7 protein-coding genes are annotated in these 11,641 nt (G+C 70.8%); 5 read left to right on the top strand and 2 right to left on the bottom strand.

Features of this window, described 5'->3' with window-relative positions:
- Positions 1-14: 14 nt before the first annotated feature.
- Complete coding sequence (locus tag ACFVIU_RS23100) at positions 15-1,955, bottom strand: glycogen debranching N-terminal domain-containing protein (protein ID WP_385844696.1); 1,941 nt, start codon at positions 1,953-1,955, stop codon at positions 15-17.
- Positions 1,952-3,460: a hypothetical protein gene (locus ACFVIU_RS23105; protein WP_385844697.1), complete on the bottom strand. Its 1,509-nt coding sequence runs from the start codon at positions 3,458-3,460 to the stop codon at positions 1,952-1,954. Before ACFVIU_RS23105 ends, ACFVIU_RS23100 begins: the two co-directional genes overlap by 4 nt.
- Positions 3,461-3,591: 131 nt before the next feature.
- On the opposite strand from ACFVIU_RS23105, the gene ACFVIU_RS23110 reads away from it, so the two are divergent.
- The 5 genes from ACFVIU_RS23110 to ACFVIU_RS23130 all read left to right on the top strand — a co-directional run bounded on the left by ACFVIU_RS23110 (position 3,592) and on the right by ACFVIU_RS23130 (position 11,623).
- Positions 3,592-4,821, top strand: a complete 1,230-nt coding sequence (locus ACFVIU_RS23110; protein WP_385844698.1) for an ROK family protein — start codon at positions 3,592-3,594, stop codon at positions 4,819-4,821.
- A gap of 439 nt (positions 4,822-5,260) precedes the next feature.
- Complete coding sequence (ppdK, locus tag ACFVIU_RS23115) at positions 5,261-7,981, top strand: pyruvate, phosphate dikinase (RefSeq protein WP_385844700.1); 2,721 nt, start codon at positions 5,261-5,263, stop codon at positions 7,979-7,981.
- A 267-nt stretch (positions 7,982-8,248) separates the two neighbouring features.
- A complete protein-coding gene (locus ACFVIU_RS23120) occupies positions 8,249-8,668 on the top strand; it encodes a hypothetical protein (RefSeq protein ID WP_385844701.1) in 420 nt (139 codons plus the stop codon).
- A 16-nt stretch (positions 8,669-8,684) separates the two neighbouring features.
- Positions 8,685-9,365: an ABC transporter ATP-binding protein gene (locus ACFVIU_RS23125; protein WP_385844702.1), complete on the top strand. Its 681-nt coding sequence runs from the start codon at positions 8,685-8,687 to the stop codon at positions 9,363-9,365.
- A complete protein-coding gene (locus ACFVIU_RS23130) occupies positions 9,365-11,623 on the top strand; it encodes an FtsX-like permease family protein (protein ID WP_385844703.1) in 2,259 nt (752 codons plus the stop codon). Before ACFVIU_RS23125 ends, ACFVIU_RS23130 begins: the two co-directional genes overlap by 1 nt.
- Positions 11,624-11,641 lie beyond the last annotated feature (18 nt).

Genomic DNA, 11,641 nt, shown 5'->3' on the forward strand with positions numbered 1-11,641 from the left:
CTGACCCGCATGCCCTAGGCGCCCCCGACCGCCGTGAGGAGGGCGAGGGGGGCCGCCGCCGAGCGGGCCTCGCGCAGGCAGGCGTGCGGGTACGGCACCGGCTCGCTGTGCGTGCCGCGGTCGTAGCCCGCGAGGACCTCCGGCAGCCGGTGGCCGGTGGCCGTCGCCGCGTCGACCAGCGCGTGGGCGACCGTACGGGCCTCGTCGTGCAGGCCGTAACGGGCCAGCCCCAGCGTGAGCAGCGCGTTGTCATGCGGCCAGACCGAGCCGCGGTGGTAGGAGAGGGGGTGGTACGCCGGCTGGCCGGAGGCCAGGGTGCGGACGCCCCAGCCGGAGAAGAAGTCCGGCTCCAGCAGCCTGCGCCCGACCACCTCGCCGTACTCCTTGTCCAGCAGCCCCGACCACAGCAGATGCCCGGCGTCGGAGGCCAGCGCGTCGATCTGGCGGCCCCTGCCGTCCAGCGCCAGCGCGGGGAAGGAGTGCTCCCGCATCCAGAAGTCCCGCTGGAAACGGTCCCGGAGGTCGGCGGCCGCCTGCTCCAGCAGCGCGGCGTACGTCTCGTCGGACCACACCGTGCGCGCCAGCCACGCCGTGCGGCGCAGCGCGTCGTACGCATAGCCCTGGGCGCCCGCCGCCATCACCGCGCCGGTGGGCCGGCTGCCGTCGGCGCAGCAGATCGCGCCGGGGGAGTCCTTCCAGTTCTGGTTGGCGAGACCGCCCTTGTCGGCGCGGTAGACGAGGTAGCCGCGGGAGGTCAGGCCGCCGTGGTCGAGCATCCAGCCGATCGCGGCCCGGGCATGCGGCTCCAGACGGCGGGCCAGGGCGCTGTCGCCGGTCCGCTCGGCATAGGCGCCGAGCAGGATCAGGAACAGCGGGGTGGCGTCGACCGAGCCGTAGTACCGGCGGAACGGCACCTGGCCGAAGTGCGCCAGCTCGCCGTGGCGCACCTCGTGCACGATCTTGCCCGGCTGGGCGACCGGGAACGGCCCGCTGTCGGTCGCCTGGGTGGCGGCGAGCGCCAGCAGGACGGCGGCGGCCGGCTGGGGCCGGTAGGGAAGCACGAACAGGGAGGTGAGCAGGGCGTCCCGGCCGAGCAGGGTGAGGAACCAGGGCGCGCCGGCGGCCGGCACCCGCAGCTCCTCGCCGTCCGGCCCGGTGGCCGGCACCTGGAGCGCCGCCAGGTCCGCGAGGCCCCGGGCGCAGGCCTCCGCCAGCTCCGGCCAGCCGGTGGGGAAGGCCACCCCCTCCATGAACCGCTCCTCCAGGGACAGCAGGTGCTCGCGTACGGCGGCCGGGCCGCGGGGCACCCGCAGGGCCCGCTTGTCGCCGTGCGGGCGGGCCATCACGCGCAGCACCAGCTCGGTCGTGCCGTGCGGTTCCAGGGTCAGGGTCCACACCAGTCGGCGGGCGCCGGTGCCGGTCTCCTCGACGGCGTCCGGAGCGGGCTCGGCGCTGATCGTCGTACAGGACCGCCATTCGGCGCGGCGGTAGGCGAACTCGATGCCGTCGTCGAGGACTTGCCGGGAGCGTACGGCCCCGGCCTTGATGTAGGTGCGGTGGTCGGAGCGCAGCTCGAACTGGTCGGCGAAGTCCGCGTCGGCGGTGATGGCGAGGCGGACCGTGGTGGGCACCGGGCGGTTGCTGGTCACCCGGAGCGTCTCCACGAACGCGCTGTCACCGACGGCCTGTTCGCGGAAGAGGGTGTGTGCCGGGGGCTCCTGGCGGCCGCCGCGCGGCACCAGGACGCAGTGGGCGGCGGCGTCGCCGTCCGTGACCGGGCTCAGCAACTCGGGCACCCCGCCGTCGACGGTGAGCTGCCAGCGGCTGAGGTGCCGGGCGTCCCGTACGAATAACCCGTCCGGAAGGCTGCCGCCCCGGACCCCGCTGATGTCGCCCCGGTCGCCCACGGCGGCGAACGTCGCGCCGTGCACGAGCAGATGATGCCGGTCCGTCATGCCGGGTTCCCTTCCTTGTCACTCCTGTCGAACGTGCCGGTGCCCGTGGGGGACACGCCTGGTGCGGGGTGCTTGAGAAGCTCTTGGCCCAGTTGGTGATGGAGGTCCAGCGCGAGCGCCGCCGTCCAGCTGAAGCCGGTCGCCCCGCAGGCCTCGCCGGTGTACGGATCGACGTACTCGGCGAAACCGGTGCTGTCCGCGAGGTGCAGCATCGCGGTGCGCAGCGCGTCGGCCCGGTCCCGCTCCCCATGGGTGCGCAGCCCCCGCTCCAGCAGCCAGCCGGTGTTGAACCAGGCCGGGCCGCGCCAGTAGCGGTGCGGGTCGAAGGCCTCGCCGAGCAGGTCGTAGCTGGGGACCAGCCGGGTGCGGTCGCCGAGGGAGAAGTGCGGGCCGTGCAGGGTGCGGACGAGGGTGGCGGCGATGGCGCGGGGCAGGCCGGGCAGAAGCAGCGGCACCAGCCCGGAGACACTCCGCTCGGGGACGAGCGCTCCCTGCCCCGGCCGGGATCCGGGCGGCCCGGCGCGCAGATCCCGGCACAGGAACATCCCGGCCTCCGGGTCCCACAGCCGCGCCACCAGCGCCGCCGTCAGCCGCTCCGCACGCGCACGGCGGGCGGCGCCGGCCGCGCCCAGCTCCTCGGCGATCCGGGCGAGCGCGTGCTCGGAGGCGATGAGCAGGGCGTTGAACGCCGGATCCTCGACGGCGAACTCGCCGCCCCGGGGGCCGGCCCCTCCCCGCCGGCCGGCGTCGTCGCCGTACCCCCCGTCCCGGTAGTCCGCCGCGAGCCGTACGTACCGGCCGTAGTCCAGGTCCGTCGGCCGGTCCTCGGGGGCGCCGTGGGCGAGGTCGGCGCGGCGGAAGGAGCGGGCCGGGGCCGGGGCGATCCGGGCCAGCGGGGCGTCCCAGCAGGGGCTGTTGTCCATGCCCTGCTCCCACGGATGGACCACCGACACCAGTCCGCCGCCGCCCAGGTCCCGCCGGTGCAGCAGATAGCGGTGCCAGGCCGCCAGCCGCGGGTACACCCGGGCCAGGAAGCCCCGCGCCCGGGACAGCCCGGGGTCGGCGCGGTGCACCAGCCAGGCCGCCAGCGCATGGACCGGTGGCTGCACGATCCCCGAGGTCTGTACGGTGCGCGGGGCGCCCGCGGCGCTCCCGGCGGTGGCGGACCGCCAGAAATCGGGGCTCGGGAAGTACGCGTCGAGCGGGACGGAGGGGTTGAAGACGATGTGCGGGACACGGCCGTCGCCCCACTGCGCGGCCAGCAGTGTCTCCAGCTCGGTCTGGGCCCGCAGCGGCGAGAGGTGCCGCAGCCCGATCGCGATGAACGCCGAGTCCCAGGACCACTGGTGCGGATACAGCTTCCGGGACGGGACCGTCGAACTGCCCGTCCAGTTGGCGTCGAGCACCCGGGCGGCCCTGACGTGCAGGGACGAGGGGATGGCGGGCGGATCGTATGCGATCTCGTACTGCGCGGGACGGGCGTTGAGCTGGGCAGTGCGATCCACTCGGGGCTCCCCGAAGACGAAGGCGACCGGCCATGACGACCGGGTTTGGCAGTGGCCACCGTAGAGTTACGTCTATTTAACACGCAAAACTCACTATGTAATGCAGGCTTGAGGAACACAAGGGGGTGCGCATGACCGGACGGCCGGGAAGGACCGTGAAGAGCTCCAGGGGCGGCAGTCAGGCCGGCGCCGGGGATCTGCTCGAACTGGTGCGCAGCGGACGGGCCGTGACACGGGGTGCGCTCCAGCAGGCGACCGGGCTGTCCCGGGCGACGGTCGGTCAGCGGCTGGACCGGCTGTTCCGGGCCGGCTGGCTGCGCGAGGGCGCGGGCGGCCCGGTGGACTCGCCGCTCGGCGGCCGCCCTTCCATCACCCTGGAGTTCGACGACTCCCACGCGGTGGTGCTCGCCGCCGACCTCGACACCCGGCACGCCCGCGCGGCGGTCCTCTCCCCGACCGGCGAGATCCTCGCCGAGCACGCGGAGGTGCTGGCCGTCGAGGACGGCCCGGAGAGGGTGCTCGGCGAACTCGGCCGGTTGTTCGCCCGGTTGCTCGAGAAGGCCGGGCGGCCGGCCGAGCTGGTCTGCGGCATAGGGCTGGCCGTGCCCGGCCCGGTGGACAGCGAGACCGGCCGGGTGGTGCAGCCGCCGATGATGCCGGGCTGGGACGGCTACGACATAAGAGGCCGCCTCCGCCGCGCCTTCACCGAGCAGACCGGGGCCCCGGCGGTCCCGGTCCTGGTGGACAACGACGCCAACCTGATGGCCTACGGCGAGCAGCGCACCGGACACCCCGACTGCGCGGCCTTCGTCCTGGTCAAGGTGTCCACCGGCATCGGCGCCGGCGTGGTCGTGGACGGCTCGGTCTACCGGGGTGTCGACGGGGGCGCGGGCGACATCGGGCACATCCGGGTGGGCGCGGACGCGCTGTGCCGGTGCGGCTCGCAGGGCTGCCTCGCCGCGGTGGCGAGCGGCGGCGCGGTGGCGCGGCGGCTGGCGGAGTCCGGGGTGCCGGCGGCCTCCGGCTCGGACGTACGGGACCTGCTGGCGGCCGGGCATCCGGAGGCGGCGGCGCTGGCGCGGGAGGCGGGCCGCCGGGTCGGGGACGTGCTGGCGACGGTGGTGACCCTGCTGAACCCCGGGGTGCTGATGATCGCCGGCGATCTGGCCGGAACGCCCTTCCTCACCGGGGTGCGCGAGCTGCTGTACCAGCGGGCGCTGCCCCGCTCCACGGCCCATCTGGACGTCGTCACGTCCCGGCTGGGCGACCGGGCCGCGCTCATCGGAGCGGGGGCGCTGGTGGTGGAACACCTGTACGCGCCGGAGCGGGTGGAGGAGCGCCTGCTGGCGCTGGGCGTGTGATGCGGCGTATCGCACCCTTTGTACTGCGGTTTCTGTCGGCCTCCGGGACCCGGCGGACCGTCCGCATGGTGAAATCCGGCGGGGTGTGGGAGCGTGATTCTCGCCACCCTTGATAAGGGTTGCGCTCAGATGAGCGGATCAAGGCCGACTGCACTTCTCCAAGGGGTGGCACTGGGTGCCACCCCTTGATCGTTCATCGACCGAAATCAGTCGTGCCGAGAGGCGCTCATGTGAGCGGTAAACCGCACCTCTGGAGCAGGTTGCGTTCAAGAAGTGAAAACAAGGAGCGGCTAGGGCTTGCCAAGCTTTGACTTTCGATCCGCTGGCGGACGGGTGGTTACAGGCGCATGACGCGCAAGTAGACGTACCCATAGACCTTCGATCTGGGTATGTTCCTGGCCGTCAGGGCAGCCACCGTGGCCTCAAGGAGTCGAGACCCGTGTCGGAAAACAAAGAACCCCACGTAACGAAGTTCGTTTACGACTTCACCGAGGGCAACAAGGACCTCAAGGACCTCCTCGGCGGCAAGGGTGCCAACCTCGCCGAGATGACCAACCTGGGTCTCCCGGTGCCTCCCGGCTTCACCATCACCACGGAGGCCTGCAAGGTCTACCTGGAGAGCGGCGCGGAGCCCGTGGCACTGCGTGACGAGGTGAGTGCGCACCTCGACGCCCTCGAGACCCGCATGGGCAAGAAGCTCGGCCAGGCCGACAACCCGCTTCTCGTGTCGGTCCGCTCGGGCGCCAAGTTCTCCATGCCCGGCATGATGGACACGGTCCTGAACATCGGCCTCTCCGACAAGTCGGTGCAGGGCCTGGCCAAGCAGGCCGGCGACGACCGCTTCGCGTGGGACTCCTACCGCCGCCTCATCCAGATGTTCGGCAAGACCGTCCTCGGCGTCGACGGCGAGCTGTTCGAGGAGGCCCTCGACGCCGCCAAGGCGGCCAAGAAGGTCACGGTCGACACCGACCTGGAGGCCGCCGACCTGAAGAAGCTGGTCACCACCTTCAAGAAGATCGTCAAGAAGGAGGCCGGCCGGGACTTCCCGCAGGACCCGCGCGAGCAGATGGACCTCGCCATCAAGGCGGTCTTCGACTCCTGGAACGGCGACCGCGCCAAGCTCTACCGCCGCCAGGAGCGCATCCCCGGCGACCTCGGCACCGCGGTCAACATCTGCTCCATGGTCTTCGGCAACCTCGGCCCCGACTCCGGCACCGGCGTCGCCTTCACCCGCGACCCCGCCTCCGGCCACCAGGGCGTCTACGGCGACTACCTCCAGAACGCCCAGGGCGAGGACGTGGTCGCGGGCATTCGCAACACCGTCCCGCTGGCGGAGCTGGAGCAGATCGACAAGAAGTCGTACGACCGGCTCATGCAGATCATGGAGACGCTGGAGAACCACTACAAGGACCTCTGCGACATCGAGTTCACGATCGAGCGCGGTCAGCTGTGGATGCTCCAGACCCGGGTCGGCAAGCGCACCGCGGGTGCCGCGTTCCGTATCGCCACCCAGCTGGTGGACCAGGGCCTGATCGACGAGACGGAAGCCCTCCAGCGCGTCACCGGCGCCCAGCTCGCCCAGCTGATGTTCCCCCGCTTCGACGAGCAGGCCAAGGTCGAGCAGGTGGCGCGCGGCATCGCGGCGTCGCCGGGCGCGGCGGTCGGCAAGGCGGTCTTCGACTCGTACACCGCGGTGAAGTGGTCCCGCTCCGGCGAGAAGGTCATCCTGGTCCGCCGTGAGACCAACCCCGACGACCTGGACGGCATGATCGCGGCCGAGGGCATCCTCACCTCGCGCGGCGGCAAGACCTCCCACGCGGCCGTGGTGGCCCGCGGCATGGGCAAGACCTGTGTCTGCGGCGCGGAGGAGCTGGAGGTCGACACCAAGCGCCGCCGTATGACGGTGCCGGGCGGTCACGTGGTCGAAGAGGGCGACGTCATCTCCATCGACGGCTCCTCCGGCAAGGTCTACCTGGGCGAGGTCCCGGTCGTGCCCTCCCCGGTCGTGGAGTACTTCGAGGGCCGGATGCACCCCGGTGCCGACGACGCCGACGAGCTGGTCGAGGCGGTCCACCGCATGATGGCCTTCGCCGACCGCAAGCGCCGGCTGCGGGTCCGGGCCAACGCGGACAACGCCGAGGACGCGCTGCGCGCCCGCCGCTTCGGCGCCCAGGGCATCGGCCTGTGCCGCACCGAGCACATGTTCCTCGGTGACCGCCGCGAGCTGGTGGAGCGCCTGATCCTCGCCGACACGGAGGCGGAGCGCGAGGAGTCCCTGAAGGCGCTGCTGCCCCTCCAGAAGAAGGACTTCATCGAGCTCTTCGAGGCGATGGACGGCCTCCCGGTGACGATCCGTCTCCTGGACCCGCCGCTGCACGAGTTCCTCCCCGACATCACGGAACTCTCGGTCCGCGTGGCCCTCGCGGAGTCCCGCCAGGAGCCGCACGAGAACGACCTCCGGCTGCTCCAGGCCGTCCACCGCCTGCACGAGCAGAACCCGATGCTCGGCCTGCGCGGCGTCCGCCTCGGCCTCGTCATCCCCGGCCTGTTCACCATGCAGGTCCGCGCGATCGCGGAGGCGGCGGCGGAGCGCAAGTCCGCCAAGGGCGACCCGCGCGCCGAGATCATGATCCCGCTCGTCGGCACGGTCCAGGAGCTGGAGATCGTCCGCGAGGAGGCGGACCGGGTCGTCGCCGAGGTGGAGGCCGCGACCGGTACGCAGCTGAAGCTGGCGATCGGCACGATGATCGAGCTGCCGCGGGCCGCGCTGACCGCCGGTCAGATCGCCGAGGCCGCCGAGTTCTTCTCCTTCGGCACGAACGACCTCACCCAGACGGTGTGGGGCTTCTCCCGGGACGACGTGGAGGCCTCCTTCTTCACGGCCTACCTGGAGAAGGGCATCTTCGGCGTCTCCCCCTTCGAGACGATCGACAAGGACGGTGTCGGTTCCCTGGTGCGCTCGGCCGCGGAAGCCGGCCGCCGCACCCGCCCCGACCTGAAGCTCGGCGTCTGCGGCGAGCACGGCGGTGACCCGGAGTCGGTCCACTTCTTCCACGAGGTCGGTCTCGACTACGTCTCCTGCTCCCCGTTCCGCATCCCGGTGGCGCGCCTGGAGGCGGGCCGCGCGGCGACGCAGTCGGAAGGCAGCGACCACCGCTAGTCCCTGCCGGGCGGCCCGACCCCGGACCAGCCGCTGGTCCCCGACCCTCACCGATCGGCGGCTGTTCCGGCGCACGAAAAGAGAGAGGCGGCACCCTGTGCGGGGGTGCCGCCTCTCGGTGCGTGGGGGTTTCGGCCGGTGTCTTGATCTGGATCACCTGATGTGGTGGAGGGGAGCGAGGGTAAAGGATTCGTCGCGTGAGCATGGCGCTACGTTCTGTGATGGGGCTGCCGGTTGGGGTGGCTGCGATCGCAGAGAGGTGGCGTGATGAAGAAGGCGCTTGCGGGTGTGCTGGCGGCAGGGGTGTTTCTCGCGGGGGCGGGGACGGCGTTTGCGTCGTCCTGGAAGGAGGCCAATCCCATCGAGGTGGACAGGAAGGTCGTCCTCAAGGACATCGAGTACCGGTTCAACCCGGCTCACCACAACCACGGTGCCTTCGAATGGCGGGGCGCCCTGAAGGACCTGGACCCGGGGGACGGGCGCAACGGATACGTGCGGATTCGCGTCGAGAATCGCGGTTGGGTCCATTACTACGGGAAGCAGCGCTCCACGGTCCGCATGCATCACTCCAACTGGGAGGGATCGCAGCTGTACACGGACGACGCCGACATCAGCGTCTGCCTCGACAGGGGTGCGCTCAGGTGGGACGACTGCACCAACGGCGTGCATTTCTCCACCCACCGTTAGAGCTGAGGAACTCGTGGTGTCCGAGATCCTGATTGCTCGGGAGATCCATCTCTCCTACGGCTCTTCCGCAGCCGTTAAAGGTGCCAGCATCGCAGTGCGGCGGGGGGAGATCGCCGCCATCACAGGGCCGAGCGGTTCGGGCAAGTCCTCGCTGCTGTACTGCCTGGCCGGGGTTCTGCCCGTCAGCGCCGGCGAAGTCCGGTTCGAGGGCAGGAAGCTGGGGGAACTCGGCGACGACGAGCTGAGTTCCCTGCGCCGCGACCGGTTCGGGTTCGTCTTCCAATACGGCGAACTCCTGCCGGAACTCACGGTGGAGGAGAACGCGGCGCTGCCCCTGCGGCTGGCAGGGCAACGCAAGAAGGAGGCGCTCGCCACCGCAGGAGAAGTGCTCGGCCGACTGGGACTGAGCGAGGTGCGGGAGCGCCGTCCCGCGCAGGTGTCCGGAGGCCAGAGTCAGCGAGCTGCGGTGGCACGCGCACTGGTGCACAGGCCGACGGTCGTCTTCGCCGACGAGCCGACCGGCTCACTCGACAGCGTGAGCGCACACACGGTGTTGGAGGAGTTCCTCACGCTGGCTCGCTCGCAGGGTTCCGCCGTGGTCCTGGTCACCCATGACACGGAGGTAGCGGACCGGGCGGACACCAGATACCGCATGGTGGATGGTGTACTCACCGGGCAGGATCGGGCAGCCCGGTGATGGAATTCCTTCTGGGGCTGCGGCTGCTGCTCGGCAGCGGCCGAGGCAACCGGGCGCGATTCGCGCTGATGGTGGTCGGCGTATCGATCGGCGTGTGCTGCCTGGCCATCGTGCTTACGATCCCCGGAATGCTCGCGGCACAGGACGCACGCGTAGCGGCCCGGCAGCTGACCTCCGCACCCCCCTCCGAAGCGGACGCCTATCCTCGCGGGCTGGAACGCACCGACCCTTACGACTCGCGGCCCCTCACCCGGATCTTCCTGGCACGCGGTGCGAAGTCCGTCACGCCCCCACCAGGGCTGACGCACTTCCCGGAGCGCGGAGACTTCTACGTGTCCCCGAGGCTGCACGAACTGCTGCGCAAGGACACCTCGCTGGCCCAACGCCTGCCAGGTCGGGAACGCGGGATCGTCGGCCCGCAGGGGCTGGCGCGTCCGGGGGAACTCGTCGCGTTCGTCGGTATCGGCCGCGATCAACTCCGCGACGGCTACGCCCTTTCGGGCTTCGGGCACGACTGGGTCCCGCCTTCCACCCTCGAGCCGCCGGCGCTCGACATGCTGCGGTACACCATGTCCGGTGCCGTACTGCTGCCGCTTGTCGTGTTCCTCTCCGTATGCGCCCGTCTCTCCGCCGCTGAGCGGGCCCGTCGGCTGGCAGCACTCCGGCTGCTGGGCATGAGTGCCAAGGACGTGCGCCGGGTGAACGCCACCGAGACGGTTGTGGCCGCCTGGTTCGGCGCTGTCTTGGGACTCGGTGAGTACTGGATTCTGAACCAGCTCGGCGCGCGCGTCGGTCTACCCGGATTCACCTGGTATCCCAGTGACGGCGCGCTGTCCGGCTCGACCCTCTTCACCTGCCTGGTCGGCTGCCCGGTGCTCGCCTGGTTCGTTGGGCGAGCCAGTGCGCGGAACGCTGTTCTCAACCCGCTGGCCGCTCGCAGGAACGCCGTCGCCAAAGCCCCTTCGAGTCTGGGGTTTCTGCCGCTGCTTGCCGGGACGGGCATCGCCGCCGCCTATTGCATCGCCGGGGCGCTGGGGTACGTACCTCAGGAGACGGCGACCTACGCCGTTCTCATCCCCACCGCAGCCGTGCTGACAGGCATCGGACTCGTGACGGCCCTGCCGGCCCTGTGCAGCTTCACAGCGCGGTGGATCGCCGACTCCACCCGCTCGCTCACGCTCGGCCTCGCCATGCGGCGCAACGAGGCCGAGCCGGGGGGTGCGCTCCGAGTGGCCGCCGGCCTGGTTCTGCTGGTGTTCGCGGTCTCGCTCGTCCAGGGAGTCCTCATCGACATGGACCGGGCCGCCACAACGGACTTCCCGGTTCTGCAGTACGACCTGGCAACGGATCAGTTCGACGCAGCCGGGCAGCAAGCCCTCGCGAGGCTTCCGCACGTACGCGCCCATATCGTCACCGCGTCCGCGGAGCGCGTCGGTGCCTCCGATGCCGAGTCGTCCTCTCAGCTGGTGGTGGCGACGTGTGCCCAACTCCGTGCCGTGGTGTCCCGGGTCGACAAGTGCGTCGACGGACAGCCGCTGCGACTGTCGGACCCCGAGCAGCCGGGGGAGGACCCCGTGCACGGGAGACTCGTCATCCAGATGGAAGGACACCGTCGGGTCGAGTTCACGGCGCCGGAACGGATCCTGCGATACCGCGACCAGCGCATGGTCTCGGTCTTCGAAAGTGGATCGATCCTCGTCCCGCCCGCCATGCTGCCCAAAGGGGTACGTCCTGCGGAGGCGTTTCTCACCCTGCTCAGCGACTCCGGCCCACAGACCGTGCGCAGGGTCTTCGACGGCATCGGTCGTGTCGCTCCCACCGCCGAAGTGACCGTGCAAGGTGTCAATACCGATGCGCTTCAAGCAGCTGTCATTGTCAGAACGCTTCTCTGCGTTGGCATGGTCCTGGGCCTTGTCATCGGCGTAGCCGCCTACATGGTCGCCGTCATCGACCGAATCCTGGAGCGCCGCTCCCATATCACCGCCCTCACCTTGCTCGGCGCGCGTGCTCGCACAATGCGTGCCGTACAGGTGGCGCAGGTGGTGATGCCGTTGGCGGTGGGGCTGGTGCTGGCCGTGATCACCGGAAAGCTAGTGGAGTCCAGCTATTTGACGGGCGGCGGCGAACCGGTCCTCTGGGACTCCCAAGGCCTCCCCCTCCTTCTCATCGCCGCCCTCGCCCTCCTCCTCATCGCCGCCCTCGGCTCGTTTCCGTTGCTCGGGAGGCGGATTGATCCGGAGTTGATTCGGCGGGATTGAGGGGGTGGGGGAGGCGGT

This window comes from Streptomyces sp. NPDC127190, assembly GCF_042672505.1.
Classification (GTDB): Bacteria; Actinomycetota; Actinomycetes; order Streptomycetales; family Streptomycetaceae; genus Streptomyces.